Below are 24,724 nucleotides of genomic sequence, written 5' to 3'. Positions count from 1 at the left end.
GACATTACCGAACGAATCCTCCATGAAAAAGAATTATGGAAATCTAACCTGGAATTAAGTGAATTGAACAACAAACTCCAACAAACTCAATCACTCCTGGTAGAACAGGAAAAGCTTGCTTCCCTTGGACAACTTGCCGCAGGGATAGCCCATGAGATTAACAATCCCCTTGGATTTATAAAAAGCAATCACCAAACAATAAAAAAGTACCTTAAAAAAATTGAGGAATGTATAGCTATCAAAGAAATTACTTTGCAGGATGAACACTGTATCCATATAAAGGACCTCTTGAATCGTATTCAAGAAATCATACATGAATCGGATGAAGGCTTTTCTCGAATTATGAATATTGTTTCAGACTTAAAATTATTTTCTCGGGTAGATCAAAGTGAAGATTTTCTTGAATATGATATTCATGCAGGTATCAATAGTACCCTTGTGGTAGCCTGGAACTCTATAAAATATATCGCCGATGTGCACAAAGATTTCGGGGATATTCCTCTCATCCGAGCCCACGGTAGTGAACTAAATCAGGTATGGCTCAATATTATCATGAATGCCGTAGAAGCTATTGAATCCCAGCATCGAAGTGAAAAGGGAAATATTTGGATAAAAACGTGGGCAGATAATACCTTTGTGTATATTCAATTTCAAGACGATGGTCCCGGTATCCCACAGGCTATTCAAAAACGCATCTTTGATCCCTTCTTTACTACCAAACCACCCGGAAAAGGGACCGGTCTAGGATTGAGTATCACCTACAATATTATCACCAATATTCATAAAGGGAAAATTGCAGTTCATTCCAAGGAAGGTGAAGGGACCTGTTTTACTATCGCCCTGCCCATTTCTGTATCTCAATAAGACCAGTCCACCTATCAGATTAAACTGTCGGAACGCTTCTTCTTATCCAGATCCTTCGTCAATAAAAAAGTTTCCAACCTTATCTACAAGCTCCCTATCCTATTGAGCAATATTCAGGTAATACGGTATCCCATAACCACGAAGGAGCCGCCTATCCCCCTAGTCCAACATACGAAGAATAGGGTATAGTGAGGTCCCACTAAAATAGAGAAGGAAAAGGAGTGCCCATGACCGCCGTAATACCTCCCGAATGGGGTAAATCCCTACCTCCAGATACCACTGAGGTGGGTATGGAGGAAAACCTTACCAACCGTATAGTCGAGGTACAGGAGACCATACAACGATGTATCCTTTCTGCCTCGGGATGGCGGGGTGTGTTTGCCCTTGATGGGAACGAAGAATCCCGGGTACCCCATATTTCACGGGCATATCAGATTATCAGTTACCTGGCAGGAGACCTTTTTGCAGAGCACCTCCAGAAAGAACAGCCAGAAACACCCGTAACCGTTGTGGTAGGAGTGGACACCCGTCCCACGGGCCCTGCTATTGCCTCTTGTATTATCCGGGCCCTTTTACAGAGGGGCTGTCGTGTTCGATACACCCACATCATCGCGGCCCCTGAAATCATGGCATACAGCCGCATCGCGGGAGAAAAAAAAGAAGTCTCCGGTTTTATATATGTTTCCGCCAGTCACAATCCGATCGGCCACAACGGTATCAAATTTGGCAGAACCGACGGCGGGGTTCTTTCCGCCACAGAGATGGCGCCCCTTATCGCCGAGTTCCGGGGACGGCTTGAGGCCCCCGAATATATCGAAAAAGCCATACAAGGGCTTGCGGACCCCTCACTCCACGGGCGATTTCTGGCGGTTCTTTCAGAAAGCACGAAATACAAAGAAGAAGCCCTCGCGGCCTACGAAGTGTTTACCCGCCATGTCATCAGCGGGACCGAAGATAGTCACCAACAGCAGAAACTCTTTGCCATTCTCCGGGAGACCCTTACCACCACACCGGTAGGGATTCTCATCGATTTTAATGGATCTGCCCGGACCTGCAGTATCGATCGGGCCTTTTTAGAAAATTTAGGGTGCCGGGTAACCGTGATGAATGAAAAACCCGGCGCTATTGCCCATCGAATTGTGCCCGAAGGAGAATCCCTGGAGCCCTGTCGCATCAAACTGGAAGAATTACACGCAGAAGATCCGGCGTATATAATAGGCTATGTTCCGGACTGCGATGGGGATCGGGGAAACCTGGTCATCTGGGATGACCAGATGCAGCAGGCCCGCAGTCTGGAAGCCCAGGAGGTGTTCTCCCTCTGTTGTCTTGCGGAACTTTCGTACCTCGTATGGTCCGGAGAACTCCAGTACGATAATAAAGGGAACGCCCAGAAAAAGGTTGCAGTAGCCATCAATGATCCTACATCCATGCGGATAGACCGGATTGCCCGGGTGTTTGATGTCTCCGTGTTTCGAGCAGAAGTGGGGGAAGCAAATGTGGTAAGCCTTGCTCGACAATTACGAGAAAAGGGGTATGTGGTTCGCTTCTTAGGTGAAGGAGCGGCGGGGGGCAACATCACCTATCCCGCCGCAGTCCGGGATCCCATTAATACGTTAGCGGCCATTTTAAAGTTGCTCCTTATCCGAAAAACCGAGGGGCGCTCGGGACTGTTTGACATTTGGAAAGAATTATCGGAACAACAGGATAATACCGCAGAAACGTATAGTCTTTCCCATATTCTGGCAACCATTCCCTCTTTTGTTACCACCAGTGCGTATAACCCGGAAGCGATACTCCGCATAAAAACCCAGGACCATAGCCGTCTAAAGGCGACATATCAGAAAATTTTTAACAAAGAGTGGGAAGAACGCCGGTCAGAACTTGCTCAACGGTATGGAATTGTAAGCTGGGAAGCAATTGCGTATAATGGAACTGAAGAACGAAGAAACCTTTCTCGCTTTGAAGAAGCGGGCCGAGGGGGACTCAAAATTCTCTTCAAGAACCAGGAAGGTAAGGAAATAGCCTTTATCTGGATGCGGGGTTCCGGCACAGAACCAGTGTTCCGCATCATGGCGGATACGGAAGGGAAGGACCCCCGGATGGAACGGGATCTCCTGTTCTGGCAGCGGAAAATGGTAGAGGAAGCGGATGTACTGGCCGGGAGCACCTGAAAAGGAGGAGGATCCTGAGGGGAGAACCAGTCAGTTTATAGAGGGGCTTTCTTATCGATCCAAAGGGAAACAACGATGGTCTTCTTTTACCTGTATGAAGAACAGCGGTAAAGTTCTGGCCCTTCGATACTATAAAGAGGATACTTCGATACTATAAAGAGGATATGAGTAAAGAGAAACCTGATTTTTCTCGGAGAGAGGCATAACAATGGGTATACGGGGAGAGATTTTTTCTACGAAGGTGCATCTAGAAAATCGTACCTATTTTTTTAATGTAAAAGAAAATCGATTAGGGGATCTTTATCTTAACATTGTAGAGAGTAAAAATAAAGACACCGGTGGATTCGAACGTCAATCGATAGTCCTCTTTGCCGAGGATCTTAAAGAATTCCTAAAAGGGTTCGACGAATCCCTGCGGGTGTTGGAAAAGGCCTATAAAGAACAGCAACGGCAGGGGCGAGAAAAATCCTCGGAGAAGGCGGCCAAAGGAGAAAAGCCCCGGGCGAATGCCGGCGAAGGGGAACAGAGCGGAAACACCAAAAAAGCACACCTTCGTATTAAAAAAGAAAGGGCAAAGACAAAGAGCAGCGAATCTTCCAAAAACGCAGGGAACCCTAGTTCTGAACTGCCGAAGACTCGTAAAAGGGCAGTTCAGGTTCGGCCGGTCCCTCCGAAGGAATAACATTCTTTCGAGGCCCAGTGGCCTTGTGGGAACCCTCCACCAGCTTTTCCCGCATAAAACTCATCCGTTGAATAGGAGAAGGTCCGTACTGCCGAATCCGTTCAAGGTGTAACGCCGTAGGATATCCCTTATGCTGCTCATAGCCGTACTCAGGATACAGCCAGCCATAGCGCATCATCATGCGATCCCGGGCGGTTTTTGCAAGGATTGAAGCGGCCATCACCGCGGGAACCCGGCTATCCGCTTTCACGACCGCTCGGCAGGGAACCGGTAATGAAGGGCAAAAGGTTCCATCTATTACTACCAGATCCAGATCAAAGGGAACGGTGATGCCCTGAAAGGCCCGTTCCATAGCAAGCAGACTCGCCTGCAAAATATTAATCCTATCTATCTCGGCAGGAGAGGCCCATCCAATTGACCAGGCCAGGGCCTGTTCACAAATCAGGGCCCGGGCATACTCCCGCTGTTTTTCGCTCATCTTCTTTGAATCATTAAGAACTTCCACGGGAAAATCCTCAGGGAGCACCACCGCCGCGGCGCACACCGGCCCTGCCAGGGGTCCCCTCCCAGCCTCATCGATTCCACACAGACGAGGTGAAATCATCACTCTTCCCTCTTCTTTCATGTGTATCCCCCGAAAGGATTCCTCTTACTATTTATTTCTTGCGTAACAGAATTCGAAATCCTCGCATTAATTCTTCCTTTGCTGCCGCAGATAGAGAAGAGGGCTCTGAAATAGGTTTTTCGCTTATCCCCGGACTATTTTCACCTTCTGGTTTTCCCTCGGGGAAATCTAGAAAAGCAACCACAAAATAAAGCGTTCCAGGTTCTCCACGAGTAAACTCAAAACGGGATGCGGCCTCATATTCCAAATTTGAAGAAAGAAACTCACCGGAGTCATTAAAAAGGGCCATCATACAAGGGAAGAGACTCATTCCCTTGGGGGGCTCTACAGAAAGTAGATAGCTCCCCCCTTCAGGACAATCCCAGCGAAAAAGCCGGGGGTTAAGAGGATCAGGATCATCGCGGGCAGGAAACAAATAGGTCCTGCCCAGGGGAACTTGAGGCCGAGAAAGCAGGGCTGCCACCTTTTGTTCAATCTTACGTCGGGCCTCTGGGGCGGGGCCCAGAATTTCCGTAAAGGCGGCCTCCGTTTTCGCCTCTTCTTCACCGGGAGATTCTTCCTGCAATGCATAATATCCCAGACTGTGGTCACCATGAATAAGGAGAAGCTCATTCTGGGCTTCAGTAAAGGACTCAAAGCCTGCCACATAGTAGGAAAGGGAGATTTCCCGTACCAGGCGGCCACTGATACGATCAAGGATTACACAGGAAGGACGGGCGGTCCAGAGAAGAACCGTATCAGCAAACACCAGGGGGCCCGCCGTAATACGGTAGGGCGATTCCCACTGAAAGCGGGGTGTCGCTTCATATACAAGATTTTCCATCAAGGGAAGCTTTTCAGCCGGGTCCGCCGCCGGGGAGCTTGAAGAGGGAACAGGGTCCTGAGGCCCTGTCGGGCCAGGGGAGTCTTCAACGGGGGCATCCACAAGGGGATAGGCCTCCAGGATTCTCTGGTCCCGCACCTCATACCGCTCACCATAGCCATAGGCAATGTGGGGCCCCCTGTTTTCTAGATCGCGGGGTGAAGGGGGAAATTCCAGAGAGCGCACCACCGGGACACGGTTTTCCAGGCGTGTCCCGTAGGAAAAGCATCGTGGCTCTGGTCGATTACCAAAAAAATCCCGGAGGGTTTTTTGCGGAGGAGGAGTTTGCAGCACCGCACCATTGCTTTCACCTTTCTTGCAGCTTCCAAAAGAAAGAATCATAAGCACCAGGAAGATAACACCCGCACCTTTCCACACTCTCCGGCACCCCACAAAACCACTAAAAAAAGGCAAAGGCTTCTGCAAAAGGTTTTTCATCTCTGTTCCCTCCTGGCAAGACTAAAACTCTCTGCCAGTCGAAACCCAGAAAGGGAAAGAGCCCCCACTGCTTCAGTCCAGGGGAAAGAGGTTTCTTTTCCCCTTCCTACCACAAGCAAGTTCTCTGGAATTCCATACCGATCACATACCTCTCGTATAAGAGAAGATCCATAACTTTCATAGGGGAAAACCATCGGGCCTTTCCCTTTACCGGATTGCTGATACAGGAGGGCAAGTAATTCTGCCCGCAGGGGCTTTCCTGCCAAAAGATCCCCCATAAAAAGCACCATCGTTGCTGAAGAATTTACAAGCCCCGCTGGCGGAGATTCTGCCGCTAACAACCGTTGCATAGATTGATAGAGGAGCTTCCCTTCTTCTGTTCGTCCCTTCCCAACCATAAAGTACTCTAGTATCTTTTGCTGAGAAAGCAAAGGGACAACCACTTCCAAACGCTGTATATCATCCTGGGCCCGCACAAGGGCAAGGGCATAGCGTTCCAGGGTTTCAATATCTTCCCGAGTAAAAGTATACGACACATTCTTTTCTACCGGAATCTTTTTTTGTTCCTCCTGCGTACCTTTTGGGGTATAGTACCCCACCTGAAACAACCAGGAACGGAGTTCTGAAACGCCGACGGGGTCCCCCAGTTTTTCGAGGATCCATGCCGGCATGGGACGAAAGAGAAAAAGCCAGAGACTGGAGGAAACCTCAAGAAAGGCCCACCGATAGGAGGGATACTCTTGAAGCACCATATCCACATCTTCGAGAGAAAGGGAACGCAGTTGGGCCAGGGCATATCTGATATCTTCCCAAAAGCGATCATCAGGGCCCCGGAACCCTTCATATTCGTCGATCAGCCAGACGAGCCCAGCGGCGGCAGAGAGAATATGCCGAAAGGTCTGGGCCTTCTCGTATGTCCGCTGGAATTCTTTATAGGCTTTTTTAAAAGAATCTATTTCTGGTCCCGTCACGTTGCCCCAGGAATAGGCAAAGGAAACAAGAAAACGGGGGCTTGTTCCAGAGAGAGAAAGAATCCATTCCTGGTACTGAGGGGTTTTTAATTTTTGGGCCTCCTCTCGCAGCCGTTTAAATGCGAAAGGAGGTGTTTCAGGATGGCTTAAAAGGCGAGTTTCCAGGGCCTCCGCAAGAGGAAGGAGCACACTTTTAGAGGCCTTGGCAATCCGAGGTTTGAGGTATCGAGAGAAAGCGGTCCCTTCCCGGATAAGACTTTCTTCCAGATCCCTGGCCGTAACGGTGGTCCTGGTATCCCCCGGCGGGTAAGAACTTTTTACCCAGTCTCGAGCGGTATCTAGCCGAAGGGTCCTGAGTCGATAGAGTTCCTGAAGCATCCCCTCCTCCGAAAGAGGGGAATCCCCCGTCCCCAGCCCCAGAGGATAGACCGCATTGACATATCGGATTCTCTTAAGGAAGGCCCCATCATCCTTTAGATCCTTCCTTGACTCAGGAGGAGAGAAACTTTTATCACTACCCTCCTCCCCCACAAGCCTCTCATGGAGGAAAGCCGCAAGTACGGCCCCTTTCTGCCGATGTAGTTCGTAGGATGTAAAAAACTCCTCCGTCGTTCTACGAAGCTGTTCCCGCGTTTTATCCAGATTCTGGATAAAGAGCTGGACCTTCGGACGATCGGCCTTCTGAAAGACTGACAAAAAACGAGAAGCAGGGGCCTCCGCTCCCCAGAGGGAAAGGGTGCTTATCAAAAAAACGAGCCCCCCTCCGATACCTCTTTTCCTCTGTACTTTTTTCCATATCCACATAGGCTCATTCTCCCTACCCACCCGGTTCTTTCGGCCAAGGCAGTCGAATACCCCTGAAATCAGGGGAGAATCGCTGCATATGTTATCGGGTAGGAATTCTATCTAACACCGGCCGGAGTTCGGGGTCATCCTTATAGTAATATTCTTCCAATTCTTCTTTGGTAAGCCCCACGAGTTCGTGACTGAGATAGTGGATCCAGCGATCCGTCCCATTCACCGAAAGTTCATGCTTGCGGCACCAATAATCAGGCTGGATGGGTAGTTGTTCCACCTTATCCACAAAATACTTATAATCGTGGACCGCTACCTTAAGATCCTTCCGGGGAATTCCTTTTTCTAAAATAATTTCGGCGAGGCGATTAATCGTTCTTCCCGTATCAAAAATGTCATCTACGAGAAGTACCCGGTCGCCGGTACGCAGATGGGCGGGGTCATAGGTCCAGCCATCAACCATTACCCGCTCCTGTTTCCGAATATCCGTGTATGATCGGGCTACCACGGCGGCATAATACACGGGTCGATCATGGGCTCGTACGATTTTAAAATACTCGCTGATCACGTTTCCCAGGTAAGCCCCACCTCGCAGGGAAACGTAAATCACATCAGGTACAAAACCATCCTGATGAATCCGGTAGGCCAGCTTTAAGGCGTTGTTTCGAACCACATCGTAGGGTAAAAATTCCTTTTCCATGGAAGGATAATACCCAAAAACAGGGGTTTAATAAAGGGCTCCCTTCTGGCCGGAAATAAGCCCCTAAAAGGGCGCCCTTTATTTTAATCACCTGCTATAAGCACAGACCAACTTTTTACCGCTTATATCGCATGGTCTCAAGGCGAGTATCGCCCCGGATTACTTCAAAGTAGAGATCCTTCTTTGTCCTATCGTTTAAGATACGATAAAAATCAAACAGGGTTTTTACGGATTCCCCGTTTACTCCAACCACCCGATCACCCCGTTGGACCCCCATGATAGCCGCGGGGCTCTTAGCAATGACATCAGCCACATACAGGCCTTCCGCCTTAGAATCCAGTTTTAGAGTACTCCTAATATCCTCCGTTAGGGGAGTCACGATAAGACCAGGCCAGTATTTAGAGTTGTCATTAATCTTATCTTCTTTCCGTTCTTCGATACGAACTTCCACCGTCCGTTCTTGTCCTCCTCTCACAATGGTGAAGGTAGCCTTTTCCCCAGCTTTAAGATCTCCCACAAGGAGTACCAGTTGATCCCGATTTCGAACCTCTCGCCCATTCAATCTGGTAATAAAGTCGCCGGGCAAAATACCAGCCTTATCAGCAGGAGAACCCATGAAAATTTGAGAGGCCAGAGCGCCCTTTCGATCGCCCAACTTTAAATCATTACTCATATCTTTATCCACATCGATAAGGGAAACCCCCAGCCACCCATATTTCACCTGACCGGTGGAAATAAAATCATCGATCGCCCGTTTTGCGTTATTAATCGGTATGGCGAATCCGAGACCTACCGACCCACCCGAAGGAGAGGCAATCCAGGTGTTTATTCCCACCACTTCTCCCCGGATATTGACAAGGGCGCCACCGGAATTTCCCTGATTTATAGCCGCATCGGTCTGAAGAAAATCATTAATGTTGCCCGCGGGGCCTCCGGTACGCCCCACAGCACTGATAATCCCCATGGTTACCGATGACATAAGACCCAGGGGGCTTCCCACCGCTATAGCCCAATCCCCTACCTTTACTTTATCAGAATCTCCAAGAACCGCCACTGGATATTCTGTAGTCGATTCAAAGGAAATCATCGCCAGGTCTTTCCGTTCATCCTTCCCTACCAGTTTAGCCTTATATTCTTTCCCATCATAAAGAGTAACACTTATCTCTGTAGCCTGACCTGCCACATGGTTATTGGTAAGCACAAAATAGTTCTTTCCATCCCGCCGGACAATAATCCCTGAGCCTACCCCACGGGACCGGAATTCCCTTTCTCGTGGCGAAGAATTCTCATCATCAGGGGTGCCAAAGAAGAATTCCCAGGGAATTCCCTGGAACTGGGGAATTTGCTGTCTTTGAATTTCCACCGTATTTACCTGTACAATAACCGGGAGCACACTGTCTGCCACAGAACGAAAGGCGTTTTGCAAGCTTTCAGCTACAGAAAGAGCATCCTGCGGAACCGTGCGAGGGGCTGTTTCGGCATACACCACTGGAGTTTCTGGGGATCGTCCTTTAAGGATAGTAACTGCCGCCAAAATAAAACCAAAAATGACTCCTACGAGTACCAGGTTAAAGACAAAGAACTTCTTACTGGCAAGTTTATCATACAGGGACATAGAAAACCTCCATATGCAAAATATAATATTTCTCAGACCAAATGGTTACAGCCTAGTACCCTCGGTAACTGTACAAATACTGATGTCGATGCTGAACCCTCATTCGGGCAAGGTAAGGATTTCCGTATGGTCCTGAAATATGGCGATCGTATGCTCCCAGTGGGCAGAGAGTTTTCCATCCGCGGTAACCACCGTCCAGCCATCATCTAGAAGAGTTACATCCCCGGTTCCCAGGTTAATCATCGGCTCGATTGCGAGTACCATTCCTTCTATAAGGCGAGGGTTTGGCCCGTGGGGGACATTAGGAACCTGGGGGTCTTCATGGGGAGAAAAACCAACCCCATGACCACAGTACTGATGCACCACCCCATACCCATAACTTTGGGCATATTGATACACGGACCGGGCTATCTGAAGCAGCCGATTCCCATACCGGGCCTGCTCTATTCCCTTGTATAAGCACTCCTGGGTGATTTTGTTAAGTCTCTGGGCTTCTGGACTTACGACTCCAACTTCTACGGTCACAGCCTGGTCACTGAAATACCCCTCAAGGTTGATACCACAATCGAGGGAAACCAGATCTCCTTTCTGAATCTTTCGTTTCCCCGGAATACCATGAATGACCTCGTTATTAATGGAAACACAGAGGGCTGCGGGGTAAGGGTTCGCATCATCCCCATACCCCAAAAAGGCGGGCTTTCCCCCCGCCTGTTTAATATACCGCTGTACCCACTGATCCAGATCCCGAGTCTCTACCCCTTCCTGAACCAGAGGAACAAGTTCTTGAAACATACGAGCCAGCAGTTTACAGGATTTTCTAATTCCCTCTATCTGGGTATGATTTTTTAAACGAATCATGTTGAGTTCTTTATACCTCTTTCTCTAAAATGATGATAGGATCCTTCCTATTCCGCATTGTTACTTTTCAGTAAGACCCAATTTGCGCCGTAACTGGACGGTCTGAGGCAAAGCGGGGTCCCGCTGAAGAGCTTCGAGAAAAACCCGCCGTGCATCCTGCAGATATCCTAAGGCAAGCAGATGTTCTGCCATGGTCTTAAGCCATCGCGCTTCCTCATGGGCCGAATACCCCAGATCAAGGAGAAGTTCAAGGCAGGCCACCAATTCCTGGGATGACAAAAACCGGGGAAGCTTTATTCGTACTAGATCCCGGAGAAAGGTGTCTACTTCCACCATGAAATGACGGAAATAGGGCTTTCGCCGTTCTTCTCTAATTACCGGCACAAGGAGCATAAAGGCCTCATAATAGGCTCCCCCCTTAGCAAGCTCCTCTGCCAGAATAAATACGCAATCCATCCAATCTTCCCGATCCAGGTATCGATCCAGGGGGAAATCAAGCCCCCCCTGGGCACGCCAGACCGCTATGGCCTCTTCTTCTTCCAGATGGAGGAGGTCAAAAAATATCAGTTTTGCCTGGCTTTCGGGGTCATCCGCCCGTTCTTTAAGAAAGGTCCGATAATCAAACTCATATTTTTTGGTAAACCGTTCATAGGCTCGATTATATTCTTCCCTCCGTTGGGGATGGGAAAGGGTCTCGTACGCGGAAAGAAGCTTCCGCATTTCCGCCTGACTTGCTTCGCCGGCAATATCAGGGTGTACCTTCTTCGCCTTTTCCCGGAAGGCCCGCTTAATCGCCTCCTCGCTGGCGTCGACACTAACCCCCAGGATTTCGTAATAGTTTTCCACGGCTCTCTAATCTACCCGGTTACTTACTTCCTCGCTTAGAGAAAGACCTTTTCTCTTCGTGTTACTGGGATGTTCATGATTCCTCAAGGTGAGGTTAAGAACCTATCCGCTTTCCCAGGGCTTCGGCGTGATCCTCGCCCAGGATAATTTCCGACCAATTAATGAACATCCCTTCCCGTTCCATGGTAGCCATGAGGTTACGCAGTCCCTTAACGGTTCCAAAGGGTGAGGTTTTGACAAAAAAGGCCGCCGCCTTTTTCCCTACGAGGGAACTGGCGGTTTTCAGTAATTTTGCAAGGGCCTCCGGCATCTTTCCCCCAAAAAAGGAAGTGCTTCGGGCGACCACCACCACGTATTCATAGCCCGGAAGGCGAAGTCCATCATCAACCCAGGCATCAAACACATCAACCAGATGCCCCGCTGCGATCATTCCTTTTACCAGGCGATCCCCCGCTGGCAATGCCTCTCCTCGGCGAGAGGCTACTTTTATACAGGCAATTCTCATAGACACTCCTCTTCTTTTCAGAAACTAGGCTTTCTCACCAGAACACCCTCAACTTTTGTATGTTTTTATCGTTCTTATTGATAACCCCACGGGACTCTCTTTATCAAATAGTCCCTTCATGTTTCCTCTCAAAAAACTACAGTTGTTTATACAGTTGATCAATACTAGGCTCTTTTACCACCAATACTGAACACTTGGCGGATACCATGATTTCCCGATGGGCATGGGAGATGATATCCCGGGAATTCCGGTCCTTTTCCCAGCCTCCTAGCACGATAAGATCCACCTTCTTTTCCTCCGCCACCGACAGAACTTCCGTATACACCGCCCCTTTTCGCAGTTCCCGTTCTATCTTAACACCCTTAGCCCGGGCAAGTTCTTCCACAAAGGTAAGGTACCGCTGGCCATTGGCTTCCAGGCTTTGCTCATACTCAAGGCTTTCTTCCTGGATAAAGATCCTACTCAGGGTAAGTTGCTTAATAGTGGCCGTATCCACCACATACACCGCCGAAAGACGAGAATGGTAGAGCTTTGCCATGATGATCGCATATTTTGCCGCATGAATCGAGGCATCCGACCCTGAGAGGGCTACCAGAATATGAGAGAAAAGGCCCTGTATCATAACCTACCAGCCTTCCTTTTTAGTAGTTTACTGGAGAAAAAGGCTTCCCGCTCCCGTTCCTCCAGGGCTGCTTCGATGTACTGGCGGGTTTCCCGGGCAGTAGGAATTACCTGCTTTTCCAGGGCATTCACCCGCCGCTGGGTCTTTCGTACTTCCCGGGCAAGACGCCAGGCAATGGTTCGAATTGCAGCCAGCTCCGTAAGAATTTTTAGAAGCTCTGAGAATTCTAACACGGTCTGGTCACATTCTGCAAATGAATTCGCCGGGGCATAGGGAATTTTTACCGTTCCTATCTTGTATTCTATGCTTAGAAGGTGCATTCCCGCGAGAAGACGGGTTTTTTCATGGAGTTCTATCCAGGGAATACTGTTTTTACTGAGCCGATCTGCCCGTTCTCGCCCTACCACCATGAGCATCCGCTGCAAAGCCGGATAGGCCGTTTCGATACGCTTTGCCAATTCCCGTTCAAGAAGCTCTACTTCCTCTACGGTCTGCATAAGCTCCATGATAAGAATTTCCCGTTTCTGCTCCAATAGGTCGTAGCCTTCCTCGGCAATAGCAAGCCGTTCTTTAATTTTAAGCAGGTTACTCCTTGTCGGGGCGATGTTTTCCCGAGCCATCAGAACCTCCCTGCACCATCTTCAGAAAGAGACAGGGGCAACGGTTCGCCCTGGGGCTCCCCCATTGAATCTTCAAAGGCCCCCTTTCTTCCTTTTAGAAGGGATCCATCTCCTCCCTGGCCTTTCTGTGAAAGAAGCGGCGTAAGGTACTTTTCCAGATACTCTTCCTTAATCCGGACCAGCTCTTCCCGGGGCAAGAGGGTAAGCATCTTCCACCCCAGGTCAAGGGTAGTCTCAATACTGCGGTCCTCGTATTCCCCCTGGGAGAGGAAATTCTGTTCAAACTGTTCTCCAAACTGGAGATACTGCTTATCGAGGGCCGAAAGTTCTTCTTCCCCAATAATACTTGCCAGGTTACGAACCGATTTTACCCGGGAATAGGCGGCAAAAAGCTGACTCGCCACATCCTTGTGATCCTCCCGGGTCATGCCCGGCCCAATACCGTCTTTCATAAGGCGGGAAAGGCTCGGGAGCCCCGCCACCGGTGGGTACACCCCTCGCTGGAACAATTCCCGATCCAGCACGATCTGTCCTTCCGTAATGTAGCCGGTGAGGTCGGGAATGGGGTGACTGATATCATCGTTGGGCATGGTTAGAATAGGAATCTGGGTAATAGATCCGGGGGAGGTGCTAATTCTTCCAGCCCGTTCATAGAGACTTGCCAGGTCAGAATAGAGATACCCCGGATATCCCTTGCGGCTGGGCACTTCTCCCCGAATTGCGGAAACCTCCCGCAGGGCCTCACAGTAATTGGTCATGTCGGTCATCACCACCAGGACATGCATTCCCTTATCGTAGGCCAGGTATTCTGCGGCAGTCAGGGCACAGCGGGGTGTGATAAGCCGCTCTATGGAAGGTGCATCGGCCAGGGACAGGAAAACCACCACATTGGCAAGGACCCCTGTCCGTTCAAATTCATCCAGGAAGTAGCGGGCCACATCGAATTTTACCCCCATGGCACAGAAGACCACCACAAAGGACTCCTGTTGACTCCTGATTTTTGCTTGTCGCACAATCTGAGCCGCCAGACGATTATGGGGCATTCCGTTGCCCGAGAAGATAGGAAGCTTTTGTCCCCGAATCAGGGTGTTCATTCCATCGATGGCAGAAATACCGGTCTGGATGAAATCCCGGGGATATTCCCGGGCATAGGGATTGATAGGAAGCCCATTCACATCCCGAAAATCAGAAGAAAAAATCGGTCCATACCCATCGATGGGCCGGCCCAACCCATCAAAAACCCGTCCTAACAACCCAGGACCAACCCGAAGTTCCATAGGGTGGGAAAGAAACTCAACCCGGGAATCTTCCGCGGATAGGCCCGTGGTAGAACCAAATACCTGGATGGCCGCCCAATCCTCGCTGAGATCGATAACCCGACCAATCCGTCGTTCCCCACTACGATCCAGGACGGCCACAATTTCTCCAAATCCTACCTGTTTACTGCGATGGGTAATGACCACCGGGCCTTCGATACGGTGCAATCCCTGGAACTCTACTCCTCTCATAGGACCTCCTTTGCCTTATAGGTCCCTTCCAGGGCATCAAACGCTCCTTTAAGGTCCCGCTCCATGGCGCTGAGAAGATCTAAGGCATCGTTGGGAACCTGGCTCTTAAGGCGCACCAGCTGTTCCCGAATAGGGAGCTCAGTTATTTTTATGAGGGGCGCCCCTAACTGAAGGCACATCAGGGCCCGTTCATGGAATTTCATGATAAGGTCGAGGATTCTCACCTGCTTTTCGGGGACACAGTACCTATCAACTTCATCAAAGGAATTTTGCTGGAGAAAGCCGTTTTTAATGATGTCCGCCGTAAGCAACACCAACCTATCTTCATCGGGAAGGGCATCGGGTCCAATGAGGCGCACAATCTCCTGGAGCCGCTGTTCCCGTTTTAACAGTTCCAGGGCAGCCCGCCGCAAGGAAACCCAGGCAGGGTTACGCCGTTCCCACCAGGGACGGATTTCTTCGGCGTATTCGCTGTAGCTATCGCTCCAGCTGATAGCGGGATAATGGCGGGCATTGGCAAGGTCCCGATCAAGGGCCCAGAAACATCGGATAAATCGTTTGGTATGCTGGGTTACCGGTTCTGAAAAATCGCCCCCCGGCGGAGAAACGGCGCCGATAATACTTACCGACCCCTCTTTCCCCGACAGGGTCGTAACCCGACCGGATCGTTCATAGAATTCCGCAAGCCGGGTAGGAAGATAGGAGGGGAAGCCCTCTTCGGCGGGCATTTCTTCCATTCTTCCTGAAAGCTCCCGGAGGGCTTCGGCCCAACGGCTTGTGGAATCGGCCATAATAGCCACATGGTACCCCATATCGCGGTAATATTCGGCGAGGGTGATTCCCGTATATATCGAAACCTCCCGGGCAGCCACGGGCATATTCGACGTATTGGCTATAAGGATGGTCCGCTCCATAAGAGAGCGCCCTGTCCGGGGATCAACCAGATGGGGGAACTCACTTAAAACTTCGGTCATCTCGTTGCCCCGTTCTCCACAGCCAATGTACACAATCACATCCGCGTCGCACCACTTGGCGATGGCGTGCTGGGTCATGGTCTTGCCGGTCCCAAAACCACCGGGAATAGCGGCGGTCCCCCCCTTTGAAAGGGGAAAGAACATATCGATCACCCGCAACCCCGTTACCAGGGGGGTATCAGGCACCAGTTTTTTCAGGACCGGCCGGGGACGACGGACAGGCCACCATTGTCCCAGGGAAATGTCCTCGCCCATACTGGACCGGGCTATGACATCAAGCACCGTATAGGTGCCTTCCGGCGCCAGGTGTTCAAGCACTCCTCCCTTCATGTTCGGGGGAACAAGGATCTTCGTGGTAATACTGGGAGTTTCCTGAACCGTTCCAAGAAGGAGCCCCGGTTGCATGGGGATGGATTCCCCCTGTTTCAACCGTCGTTCCAGATCCGGGTTTGGAGTGAAGGGCCAGCGTTTCTGGCTGTCCAGAGGTTCGCCCCGAACTCCCGGCTGTAAAAAGGGTCCTGACAGGCGATACAACACATCCAGGGGTCGCTGAATCCCATCATAAATGGTGCCAATAAGACCAGGTCCGAGAAACACTGAAAGGGGACGGCCCGTAGAACGCACGATAGAACCAACCTGTAAGCCCGTGTTATCTTCGTACACCTGGATAACCGCCTGGTCGCCCTCAAGGCGAATTATCTCCCCAATAATCCCCTTTTCTCCTACCTCTACCACATCAAAAAGGCCTGCCTTACCAAGGCCTTCCGCCCGAACGATCGGCCCCGAGATTCGAATAACCCGTCCTTCTATGAGGGAGGGGGATGAAAGGGGAGTCTCTTTTTTTTCAATCATCGAGCACCCCCTCGCCAAGCAATGCCGAAGCCAGTTCCGCCCGTTTTTCCAGGAGAAGATCCTCCACCAGTTCCTGCAGAGAAAGTCGAATACGCCACCCCGTACCTTCCAACACCAGGGAAGGATAGGGATCCCTCGCAAAAGAAGCTTCCGCAACACGCCAGGGAATAGTCCCCAGGGATTTCTGCAAGACCATGCCCAATTCCTCCTGGGTTAATCCGACAGAAGACACAAGGACCTCTTCCGAAGCCGAGGCAACCACCGGGGCAAGCCGCTTTTCCAAATGATGGGCAAGCAAGGCAAGAATTTGGGAACGGGGCACCCCCTGGATATAGGTATCCATCGCTTTTTTTAAAAGAGTCTCGGCCCGGAGGGAACGAAACCGTCGTTTCTCTAAGGGAAGACGGGACATGATTTCCTTTTCTGCGGCCTTCAGCCGTTCTTCATACTGGGCTTTTAAATGAGAACGGGACTGTTCAAGCCAGCTTTGCCATTCCTGCTCCCGTTTCTTAATGGTTTCCGCAGCGGCCTTTAGAATTTTATCCGCCCGTTTTCGAGCATCCTCTAAAATTTCTCGATCCAGAGCTTCTGTCGAATGTAACTCTTCCATTTTTGCTTCCTACATCGTGCCATGGGAAATCTTTTAAATACTGATTCCAATGGCCTCCCGGATTGACTCCATAAGGGTTTTGTGTCCTGCCAGGGGCCCCTGCAAACCTGGCAATTCCACAATGAGGGGAAACTGCCCCGACAGTTGCCACTGAACAAGGTCATCACCAAGCCACTCCGCCACTTCCTCAGTAATGATGAGTACCTTACAGGGCTCGATGGTAGGTTTTGCAAAACCAAGTTCCGGAACCAGGCCCTCCGTAAGCTGTTTAAAAATGGAACGGGCCTCTGCGGCCGTATCCACGGCCTTTCCCGAAACTCCTACAAACTGGAAGGCCGTGACCAGTTCCGCTTCCCCAATAAAAAAGTAGTCCACCGCGAACCTATCACAACAAAAGAATAAAAAGGGCCACCAAGAAACCCCACAAACAGATCCCTTCCGCAAGACCCGCGTACGGTAGGGCTTTTCCGGATAGTTCAGGATTTTCACTCATGGCACCCATAGCTGCAGATCCAATCTGCCCCACCGCAATTCCTCCCGCAATAGAGGAGATCCCCACCGCCAGGGCTGCGGCAAAGTACTTCCAGGGGATTTGTCCCTGACTGGTTTCTTTTTGTACCGACTTTTCCTGAGTCGTTGTTTCCCCTCCTCCTGTTCCAGCCCCCTCGGCGGTCTGGGCCCCCAGGAACGAGACAAAACCCGCTAGCAGTACAAGGGTCATGATCATAACGAGACGCTTCATCAGGCAACCTCCCTCTTAAACCGAAACGGATCGTACTCCACCCCGGTTTCAGTAAAAAATTTGCTAAAGAATTCATAATATTGTAATCGCACCACCTGGATGGCCACGATCATTCCCTCAAGAAGAATAATAATCCCATTACCGAGGATCATAACTACCAGGCCCCCCACCGAACCGACTCCCCCCTGGCGGGCCAACATGGAAGCCAGAGAGAAAACGATAAAGGAAAGGACCGCATGGGATAGGGCAAAGGCGCCCACCCGCAGAAAACTCACGGTGTTTGAAATATAGCCCGAAAGGGTTTCAAGGATCTGAACAAAGCCCTCCATAACAAAGGCCATCGCGCCATGCTCAAAAAGCGGCTTCTGGCCATTAAGGAATCGCCACAGGAGGGGACCAAAGAAAAGGGCGAGGAGCGGAAGCCCGAGGCCCAGCCCATCAAACCAGTGAATAGCATCGTGCAGTACCCCCACTCGAATGCCAAGATACAGGGCATACCAGAAGAACAGGGCCCCCGCAAGACCGGTTTTCGCAAAAAGGGCCTCTTCGTATTTTTTAAAGGTCCATTTATTTACGATGTTGATAATCAATCCCACCGAATTAATCAGGACCCCAACGCCCAGGGTAAAGCCAAAGAATATAAAAAGTTTTTCCAGGTTTCCCTTTTCAGGCATAAGGGTAATAATCCGGTCCACCGGATGCCCGGTTAAAAAGCCCGTGATTGCCCTGGTAGGACGAATAAGGAGTTGTTCATTGGCAAAAACCTCTCCATCCAAAAGGCCCACTATCATAGCGGCGACCCCTACCGCCACAAGGGGACTTCCATATTTTTTAAAACGGCTCAGGAAACCCTTTTTGGCCTTCTGGATCAAAAGGCCCAATAAAAAGAGAATTGCCCCTTGACCGAGGTCGCCAAACATGATGCCAAAGAGCAGGGTAAAGAAAAATGCCACAAAGGGGGTGGGGTCGATACTGCCATACAGGGGAGCACCGTAGGAAAATACTACCCTCTCAAAGCCTCGCACAAAGGCCCCATGGTCCATAACGACGGGGACCTTCTCTTTTCCCTTTTGCACCGCCGGAATTTCCTCCGGATCATAGGAACGAAAGGCAATCCTGCCATCCGTAAGGTGAACCAGGGCATGGAATACCTGGTACACCACATCCGCCGGGATCCAGCCGGAAAGGGTGTAGGCATTACTGGTACTCACGAGGTGACTTTTCAAATTTTCTACTACCTTTGCCATCCCAAAGGAAGCAGCAAGACGCTCAAGCTGGGGGCCCACCTCTTCCACCAACTGTTCTTTTAACTCGACGAGTTCCTTCAAACGCATATCCAGTTCTTGAACCGAGGTTTCCAAGCCCTGAATCATTTCTTCCGGAACCCCCGTAAAGCCCTCGGGGACTTTGAGCGCCACAAAACCCGCCTTTTTAAGTTCCGAATCCAGGGCAAAACGTCCCTTTCGGGAAGAGGCCGCAATGACCCGTTCCCCATCACCCAGGGGAACCACCACCGCCCGTTCTCCAAGGGCTTCTTGAATCAGGGGAAGCTGGTGCATATCGAGCTTCCCAATCCGCAGGGTAAGATAGGACAACTGTTCCATATCCTGGAAGGGACTGCGAAGTCCCGCAAAAGCCCGGGCCTCCCGGAGGGCTTCTTCGATGGTTTGTTTTTTGGAGAGCACCTGTTGTTCTTCTTCCCGCAGTTTTTCTATCCGTTGGGCCAGTTCCCTAAGAAAAAGTTCATCCTCCGCGGTAGGAAGGGCACTTACTTCCGAGGGTTCAAAGGAGAGCGCAATTTTTAAATACGAAGCAAGGTCCCCCAGTTGTCGAATCTGTTCCTCTATCTTTTCTAACACCGAAGGCTGAGATGTTGTCCCCTTTGTTGCCCGAGAATTTTTATCCAACCCTTCGCTTTCCCGTCGCGACAGCTCTTCAGCATAAGATCCGGTCGCCTCTTCTGAGGGACTTTCCTCTCCTTCTGGTAAGGAAAAATGGAGCACCCCCATCTTCCCTAACTGTTCCAGAACCCGGTCCACGTCTCGCGCAAGCAGGGTAATTTCTACGTATTTCATTGGTTTCGGGCGTATCACGGGGACACCTCCAATTCCTGCAAGACCTCTTTTCCTGAAAAACCCAGGGCAAGACCTTCAGAAAGGCTTATAAGGAGATCCTCTTCAAATTGCTTTAGCTTGATAAAACACACCAGGGCGCTGAGAGAAAAAGGATAACGCCGAAAATAGCGCCAGGCCCGGTGATACAACTCTAATGCGGCGTGCCGCTGAACAAAACGGGGATCGGGTTTCCAGGGAGTATCGGGTGTTTCTTTATTCAATAAAAAATAATAGGGACTTGTCGCCCAGGCAGAGGCTTGGTCCACAGGCAAGGAAAGACAACGGATCGTCTCTGCGGCAAGGGAACGACCGCGATACTGCTCCTGGATAAGCTGTTTTTCGATTTCTTCGGTAGGCACATCAAAATAAATCTTAAGCCGCAGGGCCCACTGAAAATTTTTATACTCTATTTCCCGCCGAAGGAGATCCTCCACTGGCCCTTTCTCGGAATAAGCAAGGCGCTGCACCGCCTCCCACAGAAGGTGGTAATACCTTCGGTCCAATTCATTCTGAAGAGAAAGGACAAGGTTCTGATTCTGATACACCGGGCCTTTTTCCACTAACCAGGAGAACTCAGAATTCCGTACCATCCGCTCGAGATGGGGATATGCGGAAAAATCAATGCTTCCAAAGGGAGCAATATCGATATGAAATGGCGCTGTTTGCTCCCCCTTAGCAAGGGAGGTAAGCACCATTTTGAGATCCTGATACTCATAACTCTGAACACATAGCTGGATAAGCCTGAGATTCGGCGGCATGGCCTGTGGTACAGGCAACTCCTGGGCTAAAAACCGAGGAAAGGCCTGTTTTACAAGATTCAAGATTTCCTCCGCGGTTCGCTGCATGATGCGACGCTGGAGATCAAATAAAAGGGCCCGTTCCGGAAGTTCCCGGGCCTTTTCGCCAAACACCAGCCGATCCAATTCATTCAGACGGCTTACGGCCGCTAATTCTTGCATTCGTTTTCTCAGAAAGGACTTACCAATGATGCCACTGGCTTTTGCATAGGTATAGGCCCGTTCTGAGGTAATCATCATGCTTTCTGCCCCTCGAACAGGTAGGTTTCCACGGTTTTACAAAAGGTGGTTATATCTGTTGTCCGTCCTTCTAGCTCACGCTCATAATCAGCAAGAAGACGGCGATATTCATTTTGTAATTCCTCTAAACGACGCTGATACTCCTCTTCCCACTTATTCGCCTCTTCCCGGTACACCTGCTCATAGTGTTTTCGCAGTTCCTCTTCCTTTTCCTGGATCCGTCGGTCCGCTTCTTTCTGGGCATCTGCTACCAGTTGAGCCGCCTGGTTTTCGATATCCAGCAAATGATGCATCACTGCTAGGTGTTCCATGGGGTTCCTCGTTAGGTCAGGGCAATGAGCCGTTCCTCATATTTTTTTATTACCTCGTGTGCCCCCTGGGGTGTCTTCTGGGCTATCAGTTCAGTATAGAACTCTGGCATATCCAGTAGTTCCGCCAAGCGTTTTAAAAGCCGCAAATGTTTTTCCGAATCCCGGCTTGGCGCAAACATCATAAAAAGAAGGTATACCGGCTCCCCATCAAGGGCTTCGTACTCGATCCCCTTTTTTGATATCCCCAATACCCCCGACACATGATCAATCACATCGGTCTTACCGTGGGGAATGGCAATCCCTTTTTTTATCCCTGTGGACATTTTGGATTCCCGATCCCAGATGGCGGCTAATAATTCTTTCCGATGAAGAAAATTCCGGGCCTGGCAGAAAAAATCCACCATTTCTTCAAAAACTTCATCTTTGTTTTCCGCTTCAAGACCTACTTTAATAAGATCAGGCGAAAATACCTCGCATAGCAACATAGCCGCCTACCTCCCTGTTTCAGAGGGTAACCAGGATCTCATTGACGAGCAGGATTCGTCTCTGCCGGAACAGGACTCGTTTCAGAGTTCCCCGGGGTCTGTTCCGTTTGAAGCGGTGCACCACTTTCCGAAGTGGCACTATCCCCACTCTGGGAAGCGGTATTTTCATTCCACCATTCGGAGGTACCCGATTTTTCTATCTGTTTAGGGGTAGCTTCAAGACCTCGATCGCCCCCAGAACGATTCACCAGGGCAAGAGAAAATGCAAGAATAAGGAAAAGGGCCCCCAGAATAGAAGTAGTTTTTGTAAGGATATTACCTGATCGAGACCCAAACGCCGATCCACTCCCGCCGGCAAACAGGCCTCCAAGGGTGTCTCCCTCTTCTCCCTGAACCAGCACAATTAAAATAAGAAGAACCGATACAATCACAAACATAACCAAAAGTAGAACAGTTACAAACCCCATGTATCTCTCCCCATGGCAAAAATACTACCCCCCATTCTATCGTAGGGGCCTCTTCTTATGCAAGGGCTTTGTTTTAAATCTGTTAAAAACGCCGTTTCCTTTTTATCAAGATATTCTCTCAGGCTTTCCTGTTAAAAAGGGCCACTTTTTATAAGAGAGCCTTTACTTCTCAGAAGAACCCTCTCCCCTGCTAAGTATAAGAAAAACCATCGAGAAGAATGGCAGGGGGTTCCTTTGCCACAAGCAACAACCCCCTGCCCATTTTTTTTAAAACTTGGCAATCGGCACAAAGGTATCAGCCTTAAGAGATGCTCCCCCGACCAGTGCCCCATCGATGTTTGGTTTAGCCATGAGTTGGGCCGCATTCTCGGGCTTTACCGAGCCTCCGTACTGGATACAAATTTTCTTTGCCGCCTCTTCTCCATACAAACGGGCAATTACCTTTCGAATAAAGGCATGAATAGCATCCGCATCTTCGGGGGTTGCGGTTTTTCCAGTGCCGATAGCCCACACGGGCTCATAGGCGATGGTAACCCGCTTCAGTTCTTCTGCGGTGACTCCCGCAAGCCCCTGAACCGTCTGGGTTTCACAGACCGCTTCGGCCTTACCGGCTTCCCGTTCTTCGAGGAGTTCCCCCACACAGAGGATTACCTCAAGGTCATGCTTAAGGGCTAATTTAACCTTCTTGTTGATAAGTGCATCATCCTCTTTGTAAAGATGGCGCCGCTCACTGTGTCCAAGAATAACCGCCTGCACGCCCAGGTCCTTAAGCTGGAGCACCGACACTTCCCCGGTATGAGCGCCCTGTTCCTCTGGGGCCATGTTCTGGGCTCCCAGCATAATATTGGTCCCCGCCACGATTTTCCCTACCGTTTCCAGGAGGGTGAAGCTAGGAGCCACGAGGTACTTGTGTTTTCCGTCCTTTAGTTGGGCCACCAGGGCCTGGGCAAGCTCTGCCGCCTCTTGCCTTGTTTTATGCATCTTCCAGTTACCGGCAATAAAATACTGTCTCATCAGAAAATCTCCTTACTTAGTGAATAACAGAAACACGAAACGAAAGGGGGCTCCCGCCATCCGAGAGCCCCTTTCTTTTATAGGGTACGAGTTTAACGGCACACTTCGATACCGGGCAGTTTTTTCCCTTCCAGAAGTTCCAGGGAAGCTCCGCCACCAGTAGACACATGGCTCATCTTATCCGCCAGGCCAAACTTATTCACCGCCGCCACCGAGTCGCCACCGCCCACCACGGTAGTGGCGCCCCGCCCCGTAGCTTCGGCCACGAGTTTTGCCACTTCTCCGGTTCCTTTCGCAAAGTTTTCAAACTCAAATACGCCTACCGGTCCATTCCATACGATGGTCTTTGCGGTAGCGAGGACCTCTTTGTACAGGGCGATAGTCTTGGGTCCCACATCGAGCCCCATGAGTCCCGCGGGGACATCCACCGAGTCCACCGGAACCGGGGTAGCGTTGGCATCGAATTTATCCGCACAAACGTGATCCACGGGCAACACGATCTTTACACCCGCCTTTTGGGCCGCCGCAAGGATATTCCGGGCCGTATCAAGCTGATCATCTTCCACAAGAGAAGCCCCTACGGAATGCCCCTGGGCCTTAAGGAAGGTATACGCCATGCCACCGCCTATCACCAGGGCGCTGGCGTTTTTCAGGAGACTTTCGAGAACCGCGATCTTACTGGAAACCTTAGCCCCCCCAATAATAGCCACCATGGGCTTTACCGGATTGGTGACGATGGGTTCCAGGTAGGCCACTTCCTTTTCCATAAGGAAGCCTCCCACCGAAACGGGAAGGAACTTGGCAATGGAAGCGGTAGAAGCGTGGTCCCGGTGGGCCGTGCCAAAGGCGTCATTCACAAAGATTTCCCCGTACGAAGCCAGTTCCTTCGCCAGCTTATCCCGTTCTGCGGGATCTTCGCTGGTTTCTTCCGGGTGGAAGCGGGTGTTTTCCAGCATAATAATGGAACCCTCAGGCTGGGACTCAATGAAGGCTTTCTTTCCATAACAGCCATCTTCCCCTGCAAAAATCACGGGTTTCCCGAGTTTCTGGGCGAGATAGGCCGCCACCGGCGCCATTCGATGTTTACCCGCAAGATACTTGGCTTCATCAAAGGGCTTTCCTTCTTTTTCTGCCTTTTCCTTGGCCTTTTTCATATCCTTTTTAGGATCCCCCAGGTGGCTCATGAGCACCAGGCTCCTTGCCCCCTGATCAAGGATATACTTGATAGTAGGAATAGCCGCCACAATTCGGGTATCGTCCTGTACCACCCCATCCTTCATGGGAACATTAAAATCCACCCGCATTACTACCCGTTTACCCTTTAAATTAACATCCCGGACGGTCTTGATCATAGGAACTCTCCTTTAAAAAAATAAGCCCCGCCACATGGACGGGGCCTTGACATACCCACGAGAAACATCCGCTTCCCCAACCCA

The 24,724-nt window shown here is 50.4% G+C and carries 26 protein-coding genes; 4 read left to right on the top strand and 22 right to left on the bottom strand.

Annotated elements, in window-relative coordinates; genetic code table 11:
• From C5O22_RS07240 to C5O22_RS13745, 4 genes are all read left to right on the top strand, one after another.
• Nucleotides 1–864 (top strand): sensor histidine kinase (locus C5O22_RS07240; RefSeq protein WP_165910445.1); only part of this gene is annotated, 864 nt, incomplete at its 5' end.
• Nucleotides 865–1,091: 227 nt separating this feature from the next.
• A complete protein-coding gene (locus C5O22_RS07235; protein ID WP_243692901.1) occupies nt 1,092–3,035 on the top strand; it encodes a phosphatidylglycerol lysyltransferase in 1,944 nt (647 codons plus the stop codon).
• A complete protein-coding gene (locus C5O22_RS07230) occupies nt 3,013–3,192 on the top strand; it encodes a hypothetical protein (RefSeq protein ID WP_132780546.1) in 180 nt (59 codons plus the stop codon). The genes C5O22_RS07235 and C5O22_RS07230 overlap by 23 nt, the downstream gene beginning before the upstream one ends.
• Nucleotides 3,193–3,243: 51 nt before the next feature.
• Nucleotides 3,244–3,717, top strand: coding sequence for a DUF3276 family protein (locus C5O22_RS13745; RefSeq protein WP_132780545.1), 474 nt, complete (start codon nt 3,244–3,246; stop codon nt 3,715–3,717).
• Here C5O22_RS13745 and C5O22_RS07220 read toward each other — a convergent pair.
• The 22 genes from C5O22_RS07220 to C5O22_RS07115 all read right to left on the bottom strand — a co-directional run bounded on the left by C5O22_RS07220 (nt 3,650) and on the right by C5O22_RS07115 (nt 24,640).
• Nucleotides 3,650–4,321: a ribonuclease HII gene (locus C5O22_RS07220; protein ID WP_132780548.1), complete on the bottom strand. Its 672-nt coding sequence runs from the start codon at nt 4,319–4,321 to the stop codon at nt 3,650–3,652. The two genes, C5O22_RS13745 and C5O22_RS07220, sit on opposite strands and share 68 nt — an antisense overlap.
• A gap of 52 nt (nt 4,322–4,373) precedes the next feature.
• Nucleotides 4,374–5,642: a hypothetical protein gene (locus tag C5O22_RS07215; protein ID WP_132780544.1), complete on the bottom strand. Its 1,269-nt coding sequence runs from the start codon at nt 5,640–5,642 to the stop codon at nt 4,374–4,376.
• On the bottom strand, nt 5,639–7,417 hold the full coding sequence (locus C5O22_RS07210) for a hypothetical protein (protein WP_132780543.1): 1,779 nt from the start codon (nt 7,415–7,417) through the stop codon (nt 5,639–5,641). Before C5O22_RS07210 ends, C5O22_RS07215 begins: the two co-directional genes overlap by 4 nt.
• A gap of 82 nt (nt 7,418–7,499) precedes the next feature.
• Nucleotides 7,500–8,108 (bottom strand): phosphoribosyltransferase, encoded by a 609-nt coding sequence (locus C5O22_RS07205; protein WP_132780542.1) that lies wholly within the window; start codon nt 8,106–8,108, stop codon nt 7,500–7,502.
• 115 nt (nt 8,109–8,223) lie between these two features.
• Nucleotides 8,224–9,723 carry a Do family serine endopeptidase gene (locus tag C5O22_RS07200; protein ID WP_132780541.1) on the bottom strand — a complete coding sequence of 500 codons (1,500 nt, stop codon included), beginning with the start codon at nt 9,721–9,723 and terminating at the stop codon, nt 8,224–8,226.
• A gap of 99 nt (nt 9,724–9,822) precedes the next feature.
• The gene (gene map / locus C5O22_RS07195; protein WP_132780540.1) at nt 9,823–10,581 is read right to left on the bottom strand and encodes a type I methionyl aminopeptidase; all 759 of its coding nucleotides are present in this window, start codon (nt 10,579–10,581) and stop codon (nt 9,823–9,825) included.
• Between the two features lie 60 nt (nt 10,582–10,641).
• Nucleotides 10,642–11,427 (bottom strand): J domain-containing protein, encoded by a 786-nt coding sequence (locus C5O22_RS07190; protein ID WP_132780539.1) that lies wholly within the window; start codon nt 11,425–11,427, stop codon nt 10,642–10,644.
• Between the two features lie 94 nt (nt 11,428–11,521).
• The gene (locus C5O22_RS07185) at nt 11,522–11,932 is read right to left on the bottom strand and encodes a hypothetical protein (RefSeq protein WP_132780538.1); all 411 of its coding nucleotides are present in this window, start codon (nt 11,930–11,932) and stop codon (nt 11,522–11,524) included.
• Between the two features lie 136 nt (nt 11,933–12,068).
• Nucleotides 12,069–12,554, bottom strand: a complete 486-nt coding sequence (locus C5O22_RS07180; RefSeq protein ID WP_132780537.1) for a universal stress protein — start codon at nt 12,552–12,554, stop codon at nt 12,069–12,071.
• Nucleotides 12,551–13,174 carry a V-type ATP synthase subunit D gene (locus tag C5O22_RS07175; RefSeq protein WP_132780536.1) on the bottom strand — a complete coding sequence of 208 codons (624 nt, stop codon included), beginning with the start codon at nt 13,172–13,174 and terminating at the stop codon, nt 12,551–12,553. Before C5O22_RS07175 ends, C5O22_RS07180 begins: the two co-directional genes overlap by 4 nt.
• Nucleotides 13,174–14,682, bottom strand: a complete 1,509-nt coding sequence (locus tag C5O22_RS07170) for a V-type ATP synthase subunit B (RefSeq protein WP_132780535.1) — start codon at nt 14,680–14,682, stop codon at nt 13,174–13,176. The genes C5O22_RS07175 and C5O22_RS07170 overlap by 1 nt, the downstream gene beginning before the upstream one ends.
• Nucleotides 14,679–16,508, bottom strand: coding sequence for a V-type ATP synthase subunit A (locus C5O22_RS07165; RefSeq protein ID WP_132780534.1), 1,830 nt, complete (start codon nt 16,506–16,508; stop codon nt 14,679–14,681). Before C5O22_RS07165 ends, C5O22_RS07170 begins: the two co-directional genes overlap by 4 nt.
• Nucleotides 16,501–17,118 (bottom strand): hypothetical protein, encoded by a 618-nt coding sequence (locus tag C5O22_RS07160; protein WP_132780533.1) that lies wholly within the window; start codon nt 17,116–17,118, stop codon nt 16,501–16,503. Before C5O22_RS07160 ends, C5O22_RS07165 begins: the two co-directional genes overlap by 8 nt.
• A 33-nt stretch (nt 17,119–17,151) precedes the next feature.
• Nucleotides 17,152–17,493: a V-type ATP synthase subunit F gene (locus tag C5O22_RS07155; RefSeq protein WP_132780532.1), complete on the bottom strand. Its 342-nt coding sequence runs from the start codon at nt 17,491–17,493 to the stop codon at nt 17,152–17,154.
• Nucleotides 17,494–17,503: 10 nt separating this feature from the next.
• Nucleotides 17,504–17,860, bottom strand: coding sequence for an ATP synthase subunit C (locus C5O22_RS07150; RefSeq protein WP_132780531.1), 357 nt, complete (start codon nt 17,858–17,860; stop codon nt 17,504–17,506).
• Entirely contained in the window at nt 17,860–19,935 is a 2,076-nt protein-coding gene (locus C5O22_RS07145; protein ID WP_243692900.1) for a V-type ATP synthase subunit I, read from the bottom strand. Before C5O22_RS07145 ends, C5O22_RS07150 begins: the two co-directional genes overlap by 1 nt.
• 14 nt (nt 19,936–19,949) lie before the next feature.
• A complete protein-coding gene (locus tag C5O22_RS07140) occupies nt 19,950–21,011 on the bottom strand; it encodes a V0D/AC39 family V-type ATPase subunit (RefSeq protein ID WP_132780529.1) in 1,062 nt (353 codons plus the stop codon).
• Nucleotides 21,008–21,322, bottom strand: coding sequence for a hypothetical protein (locus C5O22_RS07135; protein ID WP_132780528.1), 315 nt, complete (start codon nt 21,320–21,322; stop codon nt 21,008–21,010). Before C5O22_RS07135 ends, C5O22_RS07140 begins: the two co-directional genes overlap by 4 nt.
• Nucleotides 21,323–21,333: 11 nt before the next feature.
• A complete protein-coding gene (locus C5O22_RS07130; RefSeq protein ID WP_132780527.1) occupies nt 21,334–21,807 on the bottom strand; it encodes a PTS sugar transporter subunit IIA in 474 nt (157 codons plus the stop codon).
• Nucleotides 21,808–21,845: 38 nt separating this feature from the next.
• The gene (gene secG, locus C5O22_RS07125) at nt 21,846–22,274 is read right to left on the bottom strand and encodes a preprotein translocase subunit SecG (RefSeq protein ID WP_132780526.1); all 429 of its coding nucleotides are present in this window, start codon (nt 22,272–22,274) and stop codon (nt 21,846–21,848) included.
• Between the two features lie 267 nt (nt 22,275–22,541).
• Nucleotides 22,542–23,288, bottom strand: a complete 747-nt coding sequence (gene tpiA / locus C5O22_RS07120) for a triose-phosphate isomerase (RefSeq protein ID WP_132780525.1) — start codon at nt 23,286–23,288, stop codon at nt 22,542–22,544.
• 92 nt (nt 23,289–23,380) lie between these two features.
• The gene (locus C5O22_RS07115) at nt 23,381–24,640 is read right to left on the bottom strand and encodes a phosphoglycerate kinase (protein WP_132780524.1); all 1,260 of its coding nucleotides are present in this window, start codon (nt 24,638–24,640) and stop codon (nt 23,381–23,383) included.
• Nucleotides 24,641–24,724 lie beyond the last annotated feature (84 nt).

This window comes from Treponema sp. J25 (assembly GCF_004343725.1).
In the GTDB taxonomy this organism is placed as follows: Bacteria; Spirochaetota; Spirochaetia; order Treponematales; family Breznakiellaceae; genus J25.
This window is presented reverse-complemented; position numbering and strand designations above follow the sequence as displayed.